At 73.0% G+C, this 20,299-nt stretch carries 16 protein-coding genes; 9 read left to right on the top strand and 7 right to left on the bottom strand.

Translation table 11 applies throughout. The features are described 5' to 3' along the window. Positions 1-48 precede the first annotated feature (48 nt). From AB0C25_RS30230 to AB0C25_RS30210, 5 genes are all read left to right on the top strand, one after another. The gene (locus AB0C25_RS30230) at positions 49-3,774 is read left to right on the top strand and encodes an ATP-dependent DNA helicase (protein ID WP_357377580.1); all 3,726 of its coding nucleotides are present in this window, start codon (positions 49-51) and stop codon (positions 3,772-3,774) included. A gap of 27 nt (positions 3,775-3,801) precedes the next feature. Then, positions 3,802-7,272, top strand: a complete 3,471-nt coding sequence (locus AB0C25_RS30225; protein ID WP_357377578.1) for an ATP-dependent DNA helicase — start codon at positions 3,802-3,804, stop codon at positions 7,270-7,272. A 226-nt stretch (positions 7,273-7,498) separates the two neighbouring features. Then, the gene (locus AB0C25_RS30220) at positions 7,499-7,702 is read left to right on the top strand and encodes a cold-shock protein (protein ID WP_007464836.1); all 204 of its coding nucleotides are present in this window, start codon (positions 7,499-7,501) and stop codon (positions 7,700-7,702) included. A 221-nt stretch (positions 7,703-7,923) separates the two neighbouring features. Beyond that, the gene (locus tag AB0C25_RS30215) at positions 7,924-9,237 is read left to right on the top strand and encodes a DEAD/DEAH box helicase (RefSeq protein WP_357377576.1); all 1,314 of its coding nucleotides are present in this window, start codon (positions 7,924-7,926) and stop codon (positions 9,235-9,237) included. A 458-nt stretch (positions 9,238-9,695) separates the two neighbouring features. Beyond that, entirely contained in the window at positions 9,696-9,896 is a 201-nt protein-coding gene (locus tag AB0C25_RS30210) for a hypothetical protein (protein ID WP_357377574.1), read from the top strand. An 82-nt stretch (positions 9,897-9,978) separates the two neighbouring features. Here AB0C25_RS30210 and AB0C25_RS30205 read toward each other — a convergent pair whose 3' ends face one another. Genes AB0C25_RS30205 through AB0C25_RS30190 form a run of 4 tightly spaced genes read right to left on the bottom strand, consistent with a single transcriptional unit; the run spans position 9,979 to position 13,125 of the window. Further along, a complete protein-coding gene (locus tag AB0C25_RS30205; RefSeq protein ID WP_357377572.1) occupies positions 9,979-10,410 on the bottom strand; it encodes an Rrf2 family transcriptional regulator in 432 nt (143 codons plus the stop codon). Between the two features lie 3 nt (positions 10,411-10,413). After that, positions 10,414-11,298: an ABC transporter permease gene (locus AB0C25_RS30200; RefSeq protein WP_357377570.1), complete on the bottom strand. Its 885-nt coding sequence runs from the start codon at positions 11,296-11,298 to the stop codon at positions 10,414-10,416. After that, the gene (locus AB0C25_RS30195) at positions 11,288-12,067 is read right to left on the bottom strand and encodes an ABC transporter ATP-binding protein (protein ID WP_357377568.1); all 780 of its coding nucleotides are present in this window, start codon (positions 12,065-12,067) and stop codon (positions 11,288-11,290) included. Before AB0C25_RS30195 ends, AB0C25_RS30200 begins: the two co-directional genes overlap by 11 nt. Beyond that, a complete protein-coding gene (locus tag AB0C25_RS30190) occupies positions 12,064-13,125 on the bottom strand; it encodes an ABC transporter substrate-binding protein (RefSeq protein ID WP_357377566.1) in 1,062 nt (353 codons plus the stop codon). Before AB0C25_RS30190 ends, AB0C25_RS30195 begins: the two co-directional genes overlap by 4 nt. Before the next feature lie 171 nt (positions 13,126-13,296). Here AB0C25_RS30190 and AB0C25_RS30185 point away from each other — a divergent pair, with 171 nt between their 5' ends. From AB0C25_RS30185 to nudC, 4 genes are all read left to right on the top strand, one after another. Then, positions 13,297-14,412 (top strand): LLM class flavin-dependent oxidoreductase, encoded by a 1,116-nt coding sequence (locus AB0C25_RS30185; protein WP_357377564.1) that lies wholly within the window; start codon positions 13,297-13,299, stop codon positions 14,410-14,412. Positions 14,413-14,422: 10 nt separating this feature from the next. Continuing rightward, positions 14,423-15,733 carry a pitrilysin family protein gene (locus AB0C25_RS30180; protein WP_357377562.1) on the top strand — a complete coding sequence of 437 codons (1,311 nt, stop codon included), beginning with the start codon at positions 14,423-14,425 and terminating at the stop codon, positions 15,731-15,733. 5 nt (positions 15,734-15,738) lie between these two features. Then, entirely contained in the window at positions 15,739-17,073 is a 1,335-nt protein-coding gene (locus AB0C25_RS30175; protein ID WP_357377613.1) for a pitrilysin family protein, read from the top strand. A 182-nt stretch (positions 17,074-17,255) separates the two neighbouring features. Further along, a complete protein-coding gene (gene nudC / locus AB0C25_RS30170) occupies positions 17,256-18,215 on the top strand; it encodes an NAD(+) diphosphatase (RefSeq protein WP_357377560.1) in 960 nt (319 codons plus the stop codon). Between the two features lie 122 nt (positions 18,216-18,337). Here the strand turns inward: nudC and AB0C25_RS30165 are convergent, their stop codons facing one another. The 3 genes from AB0C25_RS30165 to AB0C25_RS30155 form a co-directional block, all read right to left on the bottom strand. After that, on the bottom strand, positions 18,338-18,613 hold the full coding sequence (locus AB0C25_RS30165; RefSeq protein ID WP_357377558.1) for a hypothetical protein: 276 nt from the start codon (positions 18,611-18,613) through the stop codon (positions 18,338-18,340). Between the two features lie 210 nt (positions 18,614-18,823). Beyond that, positions 18,824-19,063 (bottom strand): DUF397 domain-containing protein, encoded by a 240-nt coding sequence (locus tag AB0C25_RS30160; protein WP_357377556.1) that lies wholly within the window; start codon positions 19,061-19,063, stop codon positions 18,824-18,826. A 74-nt stretch (positions 19,064-19,137) separates the two neighbouring features. Then, a complete protein-coding gene (locus AB0C25_RS30155) occupies positions 19,138-20,118 on the bottom strand; it encodes a helix-turn-helix transcriptional regulator (protein WP_357377554.1) in 981 nt (326 codons plus the stop codon). Positions 20,119-20,299 lie beyond the last annotated feature (181 nt).

The raw sequence follows: 20,299 nt of genomic DNA, 5'->3' as shown, positions 1-20,299 counted from the left end.
CGGGGGCGGGATTGGGTGGGTGTCGTATGGGTCTGATGGGATGAGCTGATGCAGGCGTACCGGTTGGTGCGGCGGTCCGGAGGGCCACCGCGGGGGGACGGGACGACGCCGGCCGGCGCTTCCGTGCCCGCCAGCGGCGGCACGTCCGGGGGCGCGTCAGCTGGACCCGATCGCGTGGCCGGGCCCGAGCTGACCGTCGACGGCGGCGGTTGGCGGGCCGATCCGGTGCAGGCCGAGGTGGTCGGGCACACCGACGGGCCGATGCTCGTGCTCGGCGGCCCGGGCACCGGCAAGACCAGCACGCTTGTCGAGGCGGTCGCCGCCCGGGTGAGCGAGGGGATCGACCCCGAACGGATCCTGGTGCTGACCTTCGGCCGTCGAGGGGCCACCGCCCTGCGTCAACGCATCGAGGCCAGGGTCGCGCAGGACGGCCACCGGGTGCTGCGCGAGCCGCTGGTGCGCACCTTCCCGGCGTACGCCTTCGGGTTGCTGCGCCGAGCCGCCGCCGAACGAGGCGAGCCGTCACCCCGCCTGCTGACCGGCCCGGAGCAGGATCTGATCATCCGCGAGCTGCTGGACGTGGTGGGCGAGGAACCCGAGGACGACCCGGTCGGCTGGCCGACCGACCTGCGCCCGGCCCTGCGGACCCGGGCCTTCGCCGGTCAGCTGCGCGACCTGCTCATGCGCGCCGCCGAGCGCGGCGTGGGTCCGATGGACCTGGCCCGGCTGGGTGAGAAGCTCGGCCGCGCCGACTGGCCGGCCGCCGCCCGCTTCCTCCGGGAGTACGTCGCCGTGCTCGCGCTGCGCGACGTCAGCAACCGGGGCTCGATCGCGTACGACCCGGCGGAGCTGGTCCGGGCGGCCACCGGGCTGCTGCGCGACGACGAGGAGTTGCTGGCCGCCGAGCGCCGTCGGCTCGCGTACGTGTACCTCGACGAGCTGGCCGACACCGACCCCGCCCAACTGGAGCTGCTCTCGGTGATCGCCGGCGGTGGCAAGTCGCTTGTCGCGTTCGCCGACCCCGACTCCTCCACGTACGCCTTCCGCGGCGCCGACCCGGCCGGGGTGACCACGTTCGCGCACCGCTTCCGGACCGCCTCCGGAGCGCCCGCCGCGCAGGTGCTGTTGACCACGTCGTACCGGGCCGGGCCGGGTCTGCTCGCCGCCCTGGCCCGGCTGGGCCGCCGGCTGCGTGGCCCGGCCGCGCACCGCCGGCTGCACCCACTGCCGGACGCGCCACCCGGGGCGGTCGAGGTGCACACCTTCCGATCGGCGACAAGTGAGGCCGCCTGGCTGGCCCACGCGCTGCGCTCGGCCCACCTGCTCGACGGCGTGCCCTGGTCGCGGATGGCGGTGCTGGTGCGGTCCACCGCGTTGCAGCTGCCCACCCTGCGACGGGCGCTGCACGCCGCCGGCGTACCCACCGTGGTGCACGGTGAGGATCTGCCCCTGCACCTGCAACCGGCGGTCGCCCCGCTGCTGCTCCTGCTGCGCTGCGCGCTGGAGCCGGAGCGACTGGACGAGGAGTCGGCGGTCGCGCTGCTGCACTCGTCGCTGGGCGGGGCCGACCCGCTGGCCGAGCGGCGGCTGCGGCAGGGCCTGCGAGCCCTCGCGCTGGCCGGCGGTGACCGCCGTCCGTCCGGGGAGCTGATCGTCGAGGCGTTGCAGGACCCGGAGGAGTTGGCCGGCATCGAGCGGCGCTGGGCGGAGCCGGCGCAGGCGGTGGCCGGGCTGCTGGCCATCGCACGCGAAGCCGCCGGCCGGCCGGGCGCGACCGCCGAGGACGTGCTCTGGGCCGTGTGGAATGCCAGCGGACTGGCCGAGCGCTGGGCGGGTGCGATCAACCAGGGGCGGCCGGCGGCCGGCGAGGGGGACCTGGCCCGGCGGCGACGGGCCGAGGCGGCCGACCGGGACCTCGACGCCGTCCTGGTTCTCTTCGACGCGGCGGCCCGGTTCACCGACCGGCTGCCCGGTGCCCGCACCGAGGTCTTCCTCGACCACGTGCTCGCCCAGGACCTGCCGGCCGACACCATCGCGCCGACCGCCGACCGGGGTGCGGCGGTACGCCTGCTCACCGCGCACGCCGCGAAGGGCCTGGAATGGGATCTGGTCGCGGTGGCCGGCGTACAGGAGGGCATCTGGCCGGACCTGCGACTGCGCGGCAGCCTGCTCGGCTCCGAGCGGCTGGTCGACGTGCTGGCCGGCCGATCTGTCGACGGCGCGACCAGGGCGAACGTGGTGGGCCAGACCTCGGCGTTGCTGGACGAGGAGCGCCGGCTCTTCCACGTCGCCATCAGCCGGGCCCGGCACCGGCTGCTGGTCAGCGCCGTGGCCTCGGCCACCGTCGGCGGCGACGACCACCAGGAGCAGCCGAGCCGGTTCCTGCACGAGCTGGGTCCCACCCCGCCGGGTGCCGGGCCGCCGACCCCGCCGGGTGCCGGGCCGCCGACCCCGCCGGGTGCCGGGCCGCCGACCCCGCCGGGTGCCGGGCCGGCCACCCCACCGGGTACGACGCCGCCCACCCAGCCGGGCGCCGGTCCGGCCGCCCCGCCCCCGCCACCGGGTCCGCGCACCGGGGACCCCGCCCCCAGCCCACCGGAGGCCACGCCCGCCGCCGATGGAGTGCCGAACGGCGCGACCGACGACGTAACGAACGGCGTGGCTCGTGCGACGAACAGCGTGACCACCGGCGCGGCTGGTGCGACGAACGGCACGACCGGCGATGACGGCGAGCCGGACCGTCCCGGGGCACTGCCGGTGACCCGTCCACCTCGGGCGCTGACCCTGCCGGCGCTGGTGGCCGAACTGCGTACCGCCATCACCGACCCGGCCGCCCCGGCGGGCCGGCGGCGCGCGGCGGCGGCCCAGTTGGCCCGGCTGGCCGCCGCCGGGGTTCCCGGCGCGCACCCGGACGACTGGTGGGGGTTGCGCGCGCTCTCCGACGACCGGCCGCTCGTCGAGGACGGGGAGCCGGTGCGGGTCACCCCGTCGGCCATGGAGAGCGCCCTGCGATGCAGCCTGCGGTGGTTGCTGGAACGGCACGGCGGCAGTGGCCCGACCAGCACCGCGCAGGGGGTGGGCAACCTGGTGCACGCCGCCGCGATGCTCGCCGAGGACGCCAGCGCCGACCGGGGTGCGCTGCTCGACTACGTGGCCGCCCGGTTCGACGCCATCGAGTTGGCGGCCCGGTGGATGGCCGGGCCGGAGCGGGAACGCGCCGAGGCGATGGTCGACAAGCTGCTGCGCTGGCTGGCCACCAATCCGCGTCGGTTGCTCGCCATCGAGCACGAGTTCGCGGTCCGGCTCGACGACCCGCACCGGCCCGTCGACCTGACCGGACGGGTCGACCGGCTGGAGGTCGACGAGTCCGGACGGCTCGTGGTGATCGACCTGAAGACCGGCAAGTCCACCGCCGTCACCGGCACCGACCTGGCCGAGCACCCGCAGCTCGGCGCGTACCAGGCGGCGGTGGAGGCGGGCGCGTTCGCCGAGTTCGGTGACGAGTCCGGCGGCGCGGCGCTCGTGCAACTCGGCACCTCCGCCAAGGACGCCCGGGAACAGAACCAGCCGGCGGCCGGCGAGGGGCCGGCGGCCGGTTGGGCGACCGCGCTGGTCCGGAGGACCGCCGATACGATGGCAGCCGCCACGTTCGCCGCGGTGGCCAACTCGAAGTGCCGGGTCTGCCCGGTCCGCACCAGCTGCCCGGTCTCCGGGCAGGGGCGTCAGGTCGTCGAGCCGCCGACCGTTCGACGCAACCGTGAGGGCGAGGAGTGAGCGGGTGTCGCATCCTGAGACAGCACCGTGAGCCAACCCACCCTGTTCGGCGCGGGTCCCACGCCGGCGCCCCGGCTGGCGGACTCCGGCCCCCGGTACACGCCCGTGGAACTGGCCAAGCTGCTGCGGTTGCCGGCGCCCACCCGGGAGCAGGCCGCGATCATCGCCGCCCCGGTGGAGCCGCTGCTGGTGGTCGCGGGAGCCGGGTCGGGCAAGACCGAGACGATGGCCGCGCGGGTGGTCTGGCTGGTGGCCAACGCGTACGTGCGCCCGGAGCAGATCCTCGGGCTGACCTTCACCCGTAAGGCGGCCGGTGAGCTTGCCCACCGGGTCCGCACCCGGCTGGACCAACTGATCCGCCGACTCGGCCGGCAGGGCCGTGACCCGCTGGACGACCCGCTCGCCGGTGAACCCACCGTCTCCACGTACCACTCCTACGCGGGGCGGATCGTCACCGAGCACGGGCTGCGGTCCGGCTACGAGCCGTCGACACGGCTGCTCACCGAGGCGTCCCGCTGGCAGTTGGTCGACCTGCTGGTCCGCAACTACGACGGCGACATGTCCGAGGTGGACCGGATGCCGAGCACCATCACCGACGCGGTGCTGGCGCTCGCCGGGGAGTTGGACGAGCACCTGGTCGCGCCGGACCAGCTGGCGGCCTGGACCGGTCGGTTCTTCGCCGAGGTGCAGTCCCGGCCGGGCCGGGTGTACGCCGACGTACGCAAGGCGCTCACCCTGCAACAGACCCGGCTGCGCCTGCTGCCGCTGGTGCGGGCGTACGCCCGGCGCAAGGAGGACTTCGAGGCGATGGACTTCGCCGACCAGCTCGCCCGGGCGGCCCGGGTGGCCCGCGATCACCCGGGGGTCGGCGAGATCGAGCGGGACCGCTTCCGGGCGGTGCTGCTCGACGAGTACCAGGACACCAGCCACGCCCAGGTGGTGCTGCTCAACGCCCTGTTCGGCGGGGGGCATCCGGTGACCGCGGTGGGCGACCCGTGCCAGTCCATCTACGGCTGGCGGGGGGCCAGCGCCGGCACCCTCGACCGGTTCCCCACCGAGTTCGCCCGCGCCGACGGTGAGCCGGCCCCGGCGCTCGGGCTCACCACGAGCTGGCGTAACCGCCCGGAGATCCTCCGGGTGGCGAACGCGTTGTCGGCTCCGCTGCGGGCGGCGGGTGCGCGGGTGCCGGAACTGCGCTCGGCGCTTACCGTCCGGGAGCCGATCCCGCACCGCAGCCCCGGCGGTGCGGCCGGCGGCACGGTGCACTGCGCGTTGCTGCCCACGTACGCCGACGAGGCGGACTGGATCGCCGACAGCGTGCTGGCCGCCTGGCGGGGGGCGGCCCGGATGCCGGGCGCGGCCCCCGAACACATCCCGGTGGCGCAGCGCCCGACCACCGCCGTGCTGGTCCGGGTCCGCAGTCAGATTCCGGCGATCGAGTCGGCCCTGCGTGAGCGTGGGCTCCCGGTCGAGGTGGTGGGGCTCGGCGGCCTGCTGGACACCCCCGAGGTACGCGACGTGGTCTGCACGCTGCGGGTGCTGGCCGACCCGACCGACGGGGCCGCTCTGCTGCGGTTGCTCACCGGTGCCCGCTGGCGGATCGGCCCGCGTGACCTGGTGGCGTTGCACCGGCGCGCCCGCGCCATCGCCAACGCCCGCCGCCAGTTGGCCGCCGACGACGACGCGGAGATCAGCCCCGATCTGCTGGACGAGGCGACCCTGGTGGAGGCGCTGGCCGATCTCGGCCCTGCGCAGGCGTACTCGGCGGAGGGTTTCGCGCGGCTGCGCGCGTACGGCATGGAGCTGGCGCTGTTGCGGTACCGGCTGGACCAGGCGCTGCCGGATCTGATCGCGGACATCGAGCGGACCATCGGCCTGGACGTGGAGGTCGCGGTGCGGGCCGGTCGGGACGGTGCCGGCGACGCCGGTCTGGCCCGGGGTCACCTGGATGCGCTGGGTGACGTGGCGGCCCGCTTCAGCGGAGAGACGCCCGGCGCGACACTGTCCGGGTTCCTGTCCTACCTGGCCGCCGCCGAGGACGAGGAGCGCGGTCTGGCGCCGGGTGAGGTGGAGGTCGTGGAGGGCGCGGTGCAGGTGGTCACCGCGCACGCCGCCAAGGGCCTGGAGTGGGACGTGGTGGCAGTGGCCGGCCTGTGTCGTGGGTCGTGGCCGGGGCCGGTGCGCAACTCCGATCACTGGCTGGGCGGGCTGGGGGTGCTGCCGTTCCCCTTGCGCGGCGACGCCGACGGGCTGCCCGAGCTGGCGCTCGACGAGGCGGCCGACCAGCGGGCGGTGGCACGGGCGGTGAACGACTTCACCGACGCCTGGCGGGCACACGACGAGCGGGAGGAACGCCGCCTGACGTACGTGGCGGTCACCCGGCCGCGCCGGCTGCTGCTGTGCTCCGGTTACTGGTGGGGGGAGGGGACGAAGCGACCGCGCGGTCCGTCGGTCTTCCTGCGTGAGATGTACGACGCCTGCCTCGACGGCGGGCCGGGGCACCTGATCGACGCCTGGGCACCGGAGCCGACCCCGGATGCCACGAACCCCACCGCCGAGGTGGTGGTCCGGGCGGAGTGGCCGGCCGACCCGCTGGGTGGCCGCCGTCCGGAGTTGGCCGAGGCGGCCGGGCTGGTGCGCCGCCTGATGACCGACGGGCCGACCGCGGCGCTCTCCGGGCCGGTCGGGCCGATGCTCCCCGGGCGGGCCGGGCCGGTCGGGCCGGCGCCTGTGGTCGGGTCGGTGACGCCGATCGGGTCGGAGGCCGAGGCGGTCGGGCCGGTCGAGCCGGAGGTCGACCCGGAGGTGGCGCGCTGGCAGCGCGAGGCGGATCTGCTGCTGGCCGAGCGGGCCGAGTTGACCCGGCTCTCCGGTGCGGTCGAGGTGGCCCTGCCCGGGCAGTTGAGCGTCACCCAGCTGGTGGCGTTGCGGCGCGACCCGGCGGCGCTGGCCCGTACGCTGCGCCGCCCGGTGCCGGCCGAACCCAACCCGTACGCCCGCCGAGGCACCGCCTTCCACGCCTGGTTGGAGCAGCGCTTCGGTGCTGACCGCCTGCTGGACCTGGACGAGCTGCCCGGTGCGGCCGACGCGGATGCCGCGCCCGACGAGGCGCTGGTGGAGCTTCAGGAGCGGTTCCTGGCCAGCGAGTGGGCCGACCGGTCACCGGTGGAGGTGGAGGTCCCCTTCGCGACGGTGATCGGCGGGGTCGTGGTGCGGGGGCGGATGGACGCGGTCTTCGCCCGGCCGGGTGGGCGGTTCGACGTGGTCGACTGGAAGACCGGCGCGCAGCCCTCGGGGCCGTCGGCGGAGGTGGCCGCGGTGCAGTTGGCCGTGTACCGGTTGGCCTGGGCGGAACTGGCTGGTGTGCCGGTGGACCGGGTGGGCGCGGCGTTCCACTACGTCCGGCACGGGGTGACGGTTCGGCCCGCCGACCTGCTGGATGTGACGGGGCTCACGGCCATGATCGCCCAGTTGCCCGAAGATTCTGCCCAAGGTTGACCGCTCGCGGGAAAACCATGATACGTTGACCGGGTTGCAGTTTTGGTTACCAGAGACTCTGTGTGCGCCTGGCGGGATTGTGGCCCCAGGCGCTCTTTGTTGTGTCCGGAGTTCTCCGGGCGGGGCGACCAGAAGCGACAGGCGATTCGCGCATCCCCGCGCGGAGCGCTCCTCTTCGGGCACGCAACACGTGCGTGTCCGACGTTCCGTCAAGGAGACGAAACACATGGCTATTGGCACCGTGAAGTGGTTCAACGCTGACAAGGGCTTCGGCTTCATCACCCCGGACGGCGGCGGCGCTGACGTCTTCGCACACTTCTCGGCGATCCAGTCCTCCGGCTACCGGAGCCTGGACGAGAACCAGCGGGTCGAGTTCGAGGTGACCCAGGGCCAGAAGGGCCCGCAGGCGGAGAACATCCGCCCGCTCTGATCTTCGGATCGGTCAGCATTACCTGTCGCGCCCTCCGGGTGTGACGGTGACGGGACCGGCCCGCCTCGCCGCCGCCTGCACACGCAGGCGGCGGCCCGGCGGCGGGCCGGCCCGTACTCCAATCGGTTCGTGCTTGTGAGTCCTGGCTGCCCTGGCCGCCGGTGACAGCGCCACCTTCGGCGCCCTCCCTCGACACGTGCCGCGTCGAGGAAGGCTTCCGCATGACCACAGTTATTCCTTCTTTCGCTCATACCGGTCTGGCGCCGGCGCTGCTCACCGCGCTGACCGCGCAGGGCATCACCGAGCCGTTCCCGATCCAGACGGCGACGCTGCCCGACTCGCTCGCCGGGCGGGACGTCCTGGGCCGCGGTCGTACCGGCTCCGGCAAGACGCTCGCCTTCGGGCTTCCGCTGCTGTCCCGCACCGCCGGCCGTAAGGCCCGGCCGGGTCGTCCGCTGGCCCTGGTGCTGGTGCCGACCCGTGAGCTGGCCCAGCAGGTCACCACCGCGTTGGCCCCGTACGCCCGCGCCGTCGGGCTGCGCTGCGCCACGGTCGTCGGCGGGCTGTCGTTGCAGCGGCAGGCGGACGCGCTGCGGGCCGGCGCCGAGGTGGTTGTCGCCACCCCCGGCCGGCTGCACGATCTGATCAACCGGGGCGATGCCCGGCTCGACCAGGTCGAGATCACCGTGCTGGACGAGGCCGACCAGATGGCTGACATGGGCTTCCTGCCGCAGGTCACCAAGCTGCTGGAGCAGGTCGCGCCGCAGGGGCAGCGGATGCTCTTCTCCGCCACCCTGGACGGCGGCGTGGACCGGCTGGTCCGCCGCTTCCTGAGCCACCCGGTCACCCACTCGGTCGACCCGGGCACCGCCACGGTCACCGCGATGACCCACCACGTGCTGCACGTCGACGCCGTCGACAAGCCCGACGCGCTGACCCGGATCGCCGCCCGTGAGGGCCGCACCATCCTGTTCATGGGCACCAAGCACCGCGCCGACCGGCTCGCCCGCCAGTTGCTCTCCAAGGGGGTACGCGCGGCGGCGCTGCACGGTGGCAAGTCCCAGCCGCAGCGCACCCGCATCCTGGAGCAGTTCCGCAACGGTCAGGTGACCGCCCTGGTGGCCACCGACGTGGCGGCCCGCGGCATCCACGTCGACGGCCTGGACATGGTGGTCAACGTGGACCCGCCGACCGAGGCGAAGGACTACCTGCACCGGGGCGGCCGTACCGCGCGGGCCGGCGAGTCTGGTTCGGTGGTCACCCTGGTCCTGCCCGAGCAGCGCCGGGACGTGTCGCGACTGATGGCAGTTGCCGGCATCCGACCCGAGTCGGTTCAGGTGCGTCCGGGTGACGGGGCGTTGGCCCGGGTGACCGGTGCCCGCGAGCCGTCCGGCGTGCCGGTGACCATCGTCGCCCCGCCGGCGCCCGCCGCTCGGGTCCGCACCGGTGGCGGAACGGCCACCGATGGTGCCGCCCGTCCGGCGCACCGCGCGTCGGGTCGGTCGCGTCGCCCGCGCCGCCCGCGTACCGTCTGATCTCTTTTTCGCGCTTCGACCGACCCGCCCCGCTTCGGCGAGGCGGGTCGGTCTGTCTGTCTGCGGCGAGCGGCGCGGCCGGACCCGCGCCGGCCGGGTGTTTGGCGGCCGGGTGTGGGCAGCCGGGCCGGGTGTGGGCGGCCGGGCCGGGTGTGGGCGGCCGGGCCGGGTGTGGGCGGCCGGGCCGGGTGCAGGCGGCCGACACCTCCTGACAGCCTTTGCTCTGCTTAAACCCACGCAACGGCCGATGTCCGGATACCGGACGAGTGGTGTTGCGTCCGTTGAAGCAGAGCAAAGGCGGCGCGCAGGGCCTTCGCCCCCCTCGGCCGGCCGACCACACCGCTCAGTCGGTAATCAGCCTCGGCTGGGTCGGCTGGCCGATTGTGCCCTGGCTGTCCGTGGTCGAAGCTGGCCAGCGGGGGAAGTCGGGCGGGGGGCCCGGCGCGGGAGGGGTGACCATGGCGGGCGAGGCCGGCTCGGGTGCGGTGCGCGAATTGATCCTGGTGGTCGCGCTCGCGCTCGCCGGTCTGTTGCTCGCCATGGTTGCGGCCTTCGCGCCCTGGCACGCCACCTCGGCGGGTAAGGCTCCCGGCAGCCTGGTGGAACTGCGCAGCCCCGACGACCCGGGCCTTGGCCCAGTGGTCGCACACGTGGGCTGACCGGGTGGCCGGTGGGCCGGTGCAGGCCAGCGGTGTGGTCGGCTCGGCGGGGCGCCGACCCGACCACACCGCCTCCGCCGCTTCAGGTGGTGGGGGCGTGGTCGGTCGAGGTGTGGGTGAGCAGATTGGCCAGGGTGGTGCTGTCGACCACCGTGGCGATCGCCCCGTGCACCGCCAGCCAGACGTCGGTCAGCCCGGCGGCCACTCCGTGGTAACCGGTGCGCTCGGCCGGCAGTCCGCGCACCGTGGTGAGCGAACCGCCGACCGCGCGCAACACGTCGCCGACGGTGATCTCGTCGGCTGGGCGGGTGAGGGCGTACCCGCCGTCGGCGCCGCGGTGACTGTGCAGCAGACCCGCTCGGCGCAGGTCGAGCAGGATGCCCTGGAGAAAGCTGAGCGGGATGTCCTGCACCTCGGCCAGGCTGGCCGCCTTGACCAACTCGCCGCCGCCGCCACCGGCGGCGACGGCGAGCATCGCCCGGAGCGCGTAGTCGCTGCGCGCGGAGACGTACACCGCTCAGTTGCCCGCCTGGTCGAGCACGCCCCAGCGCCGCCGGATCGCCGTGTCCGCCGCGCCGAACGCGGCGTCCACGACCAGGCCGACGACCAGAATCACGATCATCGTGGCGAGCAGCCAGGGCGCGTCGGACAACTCGCGGGAGTAGGTGAGCTGCGCGCCGAGCGACGTCTGTGAGATGCCGACCACGAGCAGTTCACCGGCCATCAGGCTGCGCCAGGAGAAGGCCCACCCCTGCTTCAGACCGGCGACGATCGCCGGCAGGGCGGCCGGCGCGATGACGTACCGGTAGAGGTTGAGCCCTCGGGCACCCAGGTTGCGGCCGGCGCGCTTCAGCAGCGGCGGCACGTAGTCCACGCCGGAGATCACCCCGTTGGCGATGGACGGCGCGGCACCGAGCACCACCACGAAGAAGATCGCCTTCTCGCTCAGCTCGAACAGCAGGATGGCCAGCGGGAACCAGGCGATCGACGGCATGGTCTGCAACGCGGTGATCATCGAGCCGATGGCGGCCCGGAGCACCTTGGAACGGGCCACCGCCAGGCCCAGCAGCAGGCCGACGGCGACCGAGAAGACGTACCCGAGGGCGGCCCGGCGGAGCGTGGTGACCAGGCCCTCCCAGAGCTGCGGACCCTGGGCCTGCTCCACCAACTCGCGGCCCACCTCCAGCGGACCGGGCAGCGAGTACGGCGGCTTCCAACCCGACCAGACCACGAGCTGCCAGGCGGCGATGGCGATGGCCAGCGCGGCGAGTTTGGGCCAGGTGGCCGCCCAGATCTGGGCACCCCGGGAGACCTCCTTGTCCCGGCCCGCGATCTCCAGCGCGTCCAGACCGGTGATCTCCGCGTCGCTACGCGCCGAGCTGGTGAGGGTGTCATTGGCCATGGCGACCCACCTCCGTACGGAGCCGCTCGGTGACCTCGGCGGCGATGGCGGCGACCTCGGGGGAGTCGATCCGACGAGGGCGCGGGATGTTCACCTCGGTGGAGTAGATGATCCGACCGGGACGGCTGGAGAGCAGGATGATCCGGTCGGCCAGCCGGGCGGCCTCGCGGACGTTGTGCGTCACGAAGAGCACCGACAGCTTGCGCTCGGACCAGATCCGTTCCAACTCGTCGTGCAGGATGTCCCGGGTCATCGCGTCCAGTGCGCCGAACGGCTCGTCCATGAGCAGCACAGGTGTGTCCAGCGCCAGCGTGCGGGCCAGCGCGACGCGCTGCCGCATCCCGCCGGAGAGCTCGTGTGGGCGCTTGCGGCCGAAGTCGGCCAGGTGCACCGTTCGCAGCAGCTCGGCCACCCGCTCGCGGCGTTGGGCACGGGGGAGCCGGCGCAGCTTGAGCGGCACCTCCACGTTGGCGTCGACGGTCAGCCACGGGAAGAGCGCCGGTTCCTGGAACATCAGGCCCGGGTTGGCCCCACCGGCCAGGGTGATCTGCCCACCGCTCACCCGGTCCAGCCCGGCCACCAGGTTGAGCAGGGTGCTCTTGCCGCAGCCGGACGCGCCGACCAGACAGACGAACTCGCCGGGCGCGACGTCCAACGACACCCCGTCGAGGGCCAGGACGGCGTTCGGCCCGCGTCCGTACACCTTGGTCACGCCGGAGAGCGCGACCGCGGTGGTCGCGCCCTGCGGCGTCGTCGTGGTCGGCGTCACGGCTGGACGACCTCGGGCTTGCCCTGCGCCTTGAGCGCGCTGTTGAGGTACGTCAGGTCGTACAGGCCCTTGAGGTCCACCGGCTCGGTCAGTCCCACGTCGACGGCGTGGTCGAGGCCCGCCTTGAGGGAGGAGGGGATCGGGTCGTTGGTGAACTCCAACGTCGGCCACGCCTGCTTGATCAGCTTCAGGTCCAGCGGCTTCCCGGTGATCTTGCCGATCGCGTCGGAGATGGCCTGTTGGGCCTCCTCGGGCTTGCTGTTGACGAACTCGTTCGCGGCCACCTGGCCGTCGACCAGCTTCTGCACCACGTCCGGGTGCGCCTTGAGGAACTTCGTGCTGACCAGCAGGTTGGTGATGACGAACTTCTTGTCCGGCCACAGGTCGCGCTCGTCGACGAGCACCTTGCCGCCGGCGTTGACCAGTCGGGAGACGAACGGCTCGGGCACCCAGGCGCCGTCGATCGCGCCACTGTTGAACGTCTCGACCGTCTGGGCGTTCTCCTGCGGCACGATCTTGACGTCGCCGCCACCCTCCTTCGTGGTGGTCAGACCCTGCTGCTTGAGCCAGTAACGGATCGCCACGTCCTGGGTGTTGCCCAGTTGCGGGGTGGAGATCTTCTTGCCCTTCAGGTCCTGCACGCCCGTGATGCCGGGCTTGACCACGAGCGCCACGCCGCCGGAGGCCGCGCCGGAGATGACCCGGACGGCCTCGCCCTTGGACTTGGAGAAGGCGTTCACGGTCGGGTTCGGACCGATGTAGGTGGCGTCCAGCGCGCCGGAGAAAATGGCCTCGATGGCGGCCGGGCCGGCGTTGAAGGTCTTCGGGTCCAGCTTGACGTCGGCGCCGAGCTTCTCGGTGAAGATGCCCTTCTCCACGCCGACGACCGCCGGCGCGTGGGTGATGTTCGGGAAGTAGCCGAGACGTAGGGTCACCGGGCCGCCGGAGCCGCCGCCGGAGCCGTCGTCGCCACACGCGGCGGCGCTGCCCACAGTCGCCGCCCCGAGGGCGGCAAGGGTGGCCAGGGTGACCAACCGGCGCAAGGGGTGCCGTCTCATCGTCCATCCAATCCGCAGTATTCCTACTTAGTTGGTAGGAAGAGTGGGCCAGCCCGTGGTCAGCGTCAAGGCCCATCCACATGCCGGGAAGGTGCGTCTCGCCTATGTCGGTATTTCCTACCAGCTTGCTAGGGTACGGCGCTCGGCAACTGTCAGAGAGGCGACTGTGCGATGACCTTCCACTGGTTCCTGCCCACCTCCGGCGACGGCGACCAGGTCGGCGCCGCCACCGTCACGGCGGGTGCCGCCCGGCACGACCGCGCCGCCACGGTGGCGTACCTGGCCGAGGTCGGCCGGGCCGCCGAGACGCACGGCTTCACCGCCGTCCTCACGCCCGTGGGCGCCGGCTGCCCCGACCCGTGGATCGTCTGCGCGGCGATCGCCCAGCACACCGAGCGGCTCGGCATGCTGGTCGCGGTCCGGGCCGGCTTCGCGCTGCCCACCCTGATCGCCCAGCAGGCCGAGGCGTTCCAGGCCGTCTCCGGTGGTCGGCTGTCGCTCAACATCGTGACCGGCGGCGACCCGGCCGAGCAGCGGGCGTACGGCGACTTCCTCGGGCACGACGACCGCTACGCGCGCACCGGTGAGTTCATCGAGGTGCTCCGACGCGCCTGGACCGGACGACCCTTCGACTACGCCGGCACGCACTACCGGGTCGACGGTGGAGGCCTGGCCACCCCACTGGCCGAGCCGCCGCCGGTCTACTTCGGCGGTGCGTCCCCGGCCGCGGAGACGGTGGCCGCCCAACAGGCCGACGTCTACCTGATGTGGGGCGAACCGCAGGCGTCGATCGCGGCCCGGGTCACCCGCGTCCGGGCCCTCGCCGCCGAACACGGTCGCACCCTGCGCACGGGCCTGCGGCTGCACGTCATCGCCCGGCCCACAAGCGCCGAGGCCTGGGCGGAGGCCGACCGGCTGCTGGCCGGGATGAGCCCGGAGCGGATCGTCGCCGCCCAGGCCAGATTCCGCCGGATGGACTCCGTCGGACAGGCCCGGATGGCCGCTCTCAACGCCGGCCGCACCGACGGGCTCACCGTCGCACCGAACCTGTGGGCAGGCGTCGGCCTCGTCCGCGAGGGCGCCGGCACCGCGCTGGTCGGCAGCTACGCCGAGGTCGCGGCCCGGATCGACGAGTACGCCGCGCTGGGCGTCGACGAGTTCATCCTCTCCGGCTGGCCGCACCGGGAGGAGGCCGAGCGGGTCGGCGCCGAGGTGCTGCCCCTCGTCACCGCCCCGGTTTCGGCGGCTCCGCTGAGGTCGCGGGTGGTAGGGGTGTCGACGCGCTAGGGTCGACTCCGTGCCTGCGCGGAGATCCAGAATTCCAGCGACGAAGTATCCGGTCGAGCGGTTCACCCTCGACAACGGCCTGCGGGTGGTGCTCACCCCTGATCGCAGCGCCCCGGTGATCGGGGTGGCGGTGGTCTACGACGTCGGCATCCGCTCGGAACCGGAGGGGCGCACCGGCTTCGCCCACCTCTTCGAGCACCTGATGTTCCAGGGCTCGGAAAATCTGGAGAAGCTGGCTCACTTCCGGCACGTGCAGGGGGCGGGCGGGACGTTCAACGGCTCCACCCACCTGGACTACACCGACTACTTCGAGACGCTGCCGAGCAACGCGCTGGAGCGCGCGCTGTTCCTGGAGGCGGACCGGATGCGCGGCCCCCGGCTGACCGAGGAGAACCTGCGCAACCAGGTCGACGTGGTCAAGGAGGAGATCCGGGTCAACGTGCTCAACCGGCCGTACGGCGGTTTCCCCTGGTTGACCCTGCCGCCGGTCATGTTCGACACCTTCCCGAACGCGCACGACGGCTACGGCTCCTTCGACGACCTGGAGTCGGCGACCGTCGCCGACGCCGCGGACTTCTTCCGCCGCTACTACGCCAGCGGCAACGCCGTCCTCGCGGTCAGCGGCGACATCGACGTGGCCGAGGCGACCGAGCTGGTCAACCGGCACTTCGGCGACGTGCCGGCCCGCCCGGCACCGGTTCGGCCCGACTTCACCGAGCCCGACCTGACCGCCGAGCGGCGCACCTCGTACACCGATGCCCTGGCGCCGCTGCCGGCGGTCGCCGGGGCCTGGCGGGTGCCCGACCCGATCACCGATTTCGCCGGCTACCTGCCCTACGTGGTGCTGGCCGAGGTGCTCACCGACGGTGACGCGTCGCGGCTCGTCGAGCGCCTGGTGCAGCGGGACCGCACGGTTACCAGCCTCGGCGGATACCTCGGCTTCATGGGCGATCCCTTCGACGTCCGCGATCCCACGGCGTTGCTGTTGCAGGCGCACCTGCCGCCCGGGGGCGACGTGGACAAGGTGTTGCGCACCATCGACGAGGAGTTGGACCGGCTGGCCACCGACGGGCTGACCGACGGTGAGCTGGCCCGCACCCAGGCCCGGATGGCGACCCATCTGCTGCGTGACACCGACGCGGTGCTCGGCCGGGCGCTGCGGATGGCCGTGCTGGAGCAGCAACGCGGCGAACCGGGCCTGCTCAACGAGCTGCCCCGGCTGGTCGGCGAGGTTACCGAGGAGCAGGTTCGGGCCGCCGCGGCCACCGTGCGCCCGGAACGCCGCGCCGCGATCGAGGTCATCGCCGGAGGTGCCCGTTGAGTAACATCACCGCTCCCACGGGGCCGCGTACGCTGCCTCCGCTCGGCCCGACCCGCAAGCTCAAGGTGCCCAAGCAGGCCGAGCGCACGCTGCGCAACGGCCTCACGGTGATCGCCGTACGCCGGCCCGCGGTGCCGCTTGTCGAGCTGCGGCTCTGGGTCCCGTTCGGCCGGGTCCACCTGGCCCGCGGCGCGATGCTCTCGCAGACCATGCTGTCCGGCACCGCGTCGATGACGAGTGTGCAGATCGCCGCCGAGTTGCAGAAGGTCGGCGGCGGGCTCTCCGCGGGCGTCGACCCGGACCGGCTGATGCTCTCCGGCGCCGGCCTGGTCACCGGCCTGGACCGGATGCTGGAACTGCTGGCCGAGGTGCTGACCAGCGCCAGCTACCCGGGCGACGAGGTGGCCACCGAACGGGACCGGCTCGTCGACCGGATCCAGGTGGCGCAGAGCCAACCGTCGCACCTGGCCCGGGAAGCGCTGCTGAAGCGGATCTACGGACGGCACCCGTACGCGACGCAGACCCCGGAGCCCGGCCAGGTCCGTGCCGTTCGGCCGGCGGCGCTGCGCACCCTGCACACGGAGCGGGTCCATCCGGCCGGCGCGCAGTTGGTGCTGGTCGGCGACGTGCAGCCGGAGAAGGCCCTGGATGCGGCCGAGCGGGCGCTCGGCGGCTGGGCAGGTGCCGGGCGGGTCGCGGAGTTGCCGGCGACGCCGCCGCTGGAGCCGGGACCGCTGCTGCTCGTCGACCGACCCGGATCGGTGCAGTCCTCGTTGCGGATCGCGCTTCCGGCGGTGCCCCGCACCGACCCGGACCACGCTCCGCTGCAACTGGCCAACCTGATCTTCGGCGGCTACTTCTCCTCCCGTTGGGTGGAGAACATCCGCGAGGACAAGGGCTACACGTACGGCCCGCACTCGGGGATCGAGCACTCCGTGGCCGGGTCGGTGCTTGTCGCCTCCGCCGAGGTGGCCACCGAGGTCACCGGTCCGGCGTTGCTGGAGACGACGTACGAGCTGGGTCGGCTGGCGTCGCTGCCGCCGAAGCCCGAGGAGTTGGAGCAGGCCCGCCAGTACGCCCTGGGCACCCTTCAGCTCGGCATGTCCACCCAGGCGGGGTTGGCCGCGTTGACGAGCGCGTACGCCGGCAACGGCCTGCGCCTGGACTTCCTCGCCGAGTACTCGGCCAGGTTGGCGAAGGCGAGCATCGACGATGTCGCGCGGGCGGCGGCCCGGTACCTGGCACCGGCCCGGGCGGCGATCGTGGTGCTCGGCGACGCCGAACGGGTCACGCCGGGGCTGGCCGCGCTCACCACGATCCGTACCGAGCCGGTGTCGTGAGCGAGCGCGGCGGAGCGCGGGTGTGAGCGAGCGTAGTGAGCGAACCATGAGGTACAGCAGCGGGCCGTCTCGCGCCGGCGTGGAGCGAAGCGGAGCGCGGGTGTGAGCGAGCGTAGTGAGCGAACCATGAGGTACAGCAGCGGGCCGTCTCGCGCCGGCGCGGAGCGAAGCGGAGCGCGGGTGTGAGCGGGGAGGCTGCGCCGCCGTTGGCCCGGTCCACCCTGGACCGGGCGGCACACCGGCGGGGCGACTCGCAGTGGTTGACCGAGGCGTGGCTGCGCGCCCGGGTGTTGGTGCTCGACTCGTCCGCCGAGGGTCGCACGCTGGCCCGCGCCGACACGTCGCCGCCGGCGCTCGTGCTGCTCGCCGCTGCCGACGTACCGGCCGGGTCGGAGTCGACGGCGATGTTCCTCGGTGTCGAGCCGGACGGGGTGCCGGTCTTCGCGGTCGACGCACCGCTGCCGGACCTGCCGGGGACCCGGGCGGTCAACCTGCGCGAGGTGGGTCACCTGCTCGCCGACCGGGAGGCCGGCATCTTCACGACCGCGCTGGCCCTGATCAACTGGCACAGCCGGCACGGCTACTCGTCGAGCACCGGGGCACCGACCGCCATGGACGAGGCGGGCTGGTCCCGGGTGGACCGCAACGGTGGGCGGATCTGGCCGCGTACCGACCCGGCGATGATCGTGTTGGTGCACGACGGTGTGGACGGCCCGGACGGGCGCTGCCTGCTCGGCAACAACGCCGGTTGGGCGGGCACCCCGGACGGGCGGCGCTACTCGTGTCTGGCCGGCTACGTGGAGCCGGGCGAGTCGGCGGAGGCCGCCGTGCTGCGCGAGGTCCGCGAGGAGGTGGGCATCGGGATCGAGCGCATCGGGTACGTGGGCAGTCAGGCCTGGCCGTTCCCCGGCTCGCTGATGTTGGGCTTCCTGGCCACCGCGAACCCGACCGATCCGGTGCGGGTCGATCCGTCCGAAATCGCGTACGCGAGGTGGTTCACGCGCCGGGAGATCGGGGCGGCGCTGGCCGGGCAGACCGTCGACGTGGGTGACGGGGCTCGGTTGATCCTGCCCCCACCGTCGTCGATCGCGCTGTTTCTCATCCACCGTTGGCTGGACGGTTGGGTGGACGCCGACCGGTGAGCACGGTCCCGGCCCGTGGCCGCCGTTGCCGCGGCGGTCACAGGCCGGGAACACGGGCCGTCGTGGTCGGCGGTGCGTAGAACGCGGCGGGGGAGCCGGTCCGACCACGACGGACGTCTGAGTCAGGTGCTGGTGCGGCTGGATCTGTTGCGGAAGGCGGGTCGGGGCTCGCTCAGCGGCAGGACCTTGACCCGTTGCCGGCCGGCGCGGACCGCGCCGACCGCGGCCAGGGCGCGAGCCAGCAGCAGTGCGGCGTCCCGGTCCTCGGCGTGCACGATCTGCCGTCGCGGCTCGGGCGCGGTCGTCTCGTCGCGGAGTCGGTGGCCGTCCGCCCAGGCGGCGGCGATGTCCCCGTCGGCGACGGCGCGGATGTCGGTGCGAACGATCAGGAACCGCATGAGGGTCTCCGGATGAACCGCGACGGATGAGCCAGTGTGGAAGTTCCACGAACTCGTTGGCCATGTTACGCCGCGTGAACATCCCGGCAACGCAAACTCGCCTATTGATTCTGAGCCTGTCCGATCATCCGATGCCTGCTCAGTGGGCTTGCACCCGGAACGAGACGGGGCCGCCGGCAGTGTGCCGACGGCCCCGTCCCGGTCACCGGGTCAGTTCAGATCGAACTGGCCGCCCTTCGCTCCGGCGATGAAGCCGAGCCATCCGGCCCGATTGAACAGCAGCACCGGGCCGCTTCGGTCCTTGCTGTCGCGCAGCGCGACAGCGGACCGGCCGGTGCCCAGGGGGGCGACCTCGACGCAGTTGGAGGTCTGGCTTCGTGTGCTGGTACGCCACGGGGCGTCCGCCAACGATCGGGCGGAGGCGGACGGCGTGTTGCGGCTGTCGTTCATGGTTCTGCTCCTGGTGTGAACCGATCCGATGGGACGAGTGGTGTCGCACGTCCCGACGGATGGGCCCCCGTGGATCACCGTTCCGTCAGCCGCCCCGAATCCCTGCGGCGTTGGGTCGGCGCCGTTGCCGGCCCGAACGCCACTGTGGATGGGGGCACCGCCTCGGTCAGCCGTCCCGTCGACTCGATCAGCCAGGAGAGGGTTTCCGAGGCGGTTAGTGCCGCCGTGCATAGCCACTCGAACACCACTTTATAGCTATTTAGCGGGATTACCTCGGTCGACATGACGTCGGTGAACCCCCCTTCGATGGCCAATGTCTCCGGATCGAGCGGATCCGCGAACCGGTAGACGGAGAACGCGGTCGGCGGAAGGTACCAATTTCCGACAGGTGTGTCGCGTAGCAGCACGTGCAGCGTCACGTTGGGTAGCAGGGCCAGCTCGCAGAGCTGGACCAGTTGCTCGTGCAGCACCTCGGGCGGCCCGGCCCGGTTGCCGAGGGCCGCCTCCTCCAGCACCGCTGTGTATTGCGGCGCGTGCGGCTCCCGGGTCAGCAGCGACTGGCGGGCCATCCGCGCCTGCACCTCGGTGTCGAGGTCGTCGCCCGGCTCCGGTTCACCGGCGCCCGCGCCCACCTCGCGAGCCGAGACGATCCGGACCTCCGCGTACCCGGGGGTCTGCAACAGCCCCGGCACCAGCACCGGGTTGTACTCGGAGATCTCCGCGCAGCCCGCCTCCAGCTCGGCCCAGCTACGCTGCTGCTGCGTCATCACCGGAAAGTTCTTCAACCAGCCCCGCATGTCGCCGGCCTCGCCGGCGATTCCGAGCAACTCCGTGTGCGTTGCCTCGTCGGCCCCGTAGAGGGCCAGCAGTACGCCGACGTCCTGCGGGTCCGGTCGGCTGCGGCCGTTCTCCAGGCGGGACAGTTTGGACGCCGACGCCCAACCGATCCTCTCGATGACCTGATCGCCGGTGAGACCCGCGGTCTCGCGCAGGCGGCGCAGTTCCAGGCCCAACCGTCGGCGACGCATTATCGGGCTGGGTGCGGCAGGAGGCACAGTGTCCTCTTTCCCGTCGACCGCCGCAGACGCGACGGTAACTGTATGAAATTCGCCCCCCACGGCCAGTATGGACGGCGCGACCGACGTCGGAGGTTCCGACGGGGGCGTGTCTGACAAAAATGGACCACAGGAATGCCGGATGACGACGGACCTGCGGTCGCAACCCCGTCGACCACGC

Origin of the sequence: Micromonospora sp. NPDC048839 (assembly GCF_040649915.1) — a bacterium.
Taxonomy (GTDB): domain Bacteria; phylum Actinomycetota; class Actinomycetes; order Mycobacteriales; family Micromonosporaceae; genus Micromonospora.
The sequence above is the reverse complement of the archived record's forward strand: the minus strand, read 5'-3'. Positions and strand labels throughout refer to the sequence as shown.

Coding starts and splice junctions, on each gene's coding strand:
- AB0C25_RS30230 (WP_357377580.1), top strand. CDS start 49: ATGCAGGCGTACCGGTTGGTGCGGCGGTCCGGAGGGCCACCGCGGGGG.
- AB0C25_RS30220 (WP_007464836.1), top strand. CDS start 7,499: ATGGCTATTGGCACCGTGAAGTGGTTCAACGCTGACAAGGGCTTCGGC.
- AB0C25_RS30215 (WP_357377576.1), top strand. CDS start 7,924: ATGACCACAGTTATTCCTTCTTTCGCTCATACCGGTCTGGCGCCGGCG.
- AB0C25_RS30210 (WP_357377574.1), top strand. CDS start 9,696: ATGGCGGGCGAGGCCGGCTCGGGTGCGGTGCGCGAATTGATCCTGGTG.
- AB0C25_RS30200 (WP_357377570.1), bottom strand. CDS start 11,298: ATGGCCAATGACACCCTCACCAGCTCGGCGCGTAGCGACGCGGAGATC.
- AB0C25_RS30190 (WP_357377566.1), bottom strand. CDS start 13,125: ATGAGACGGCACCCCTTGCGCCGGTTGGTCACCCTGGCCACCCTTGCC.
- AB0C25_RS30185 (WP_357377564.1), top strand. CDS start 13,297: ATGACCTTCCACTGGTTCCTGCCCACCTCCGGCGACGGCGACCAGGTC.
- AB0C25_RS30165 (WP_357377558.1), bottom strand. CDS start 18,613: ATGCGGTTCCTGATCGTTCGCACCGACATCCGCGCCGTCGCCGACGGG.
- AB0C25_RS30160 (WP_357377556.1), bottom strand. CDS start 19,063: ATGAACGACAGCCGCAACACGCCGTCCGCCTCCGCCCGATCGTTGGCG.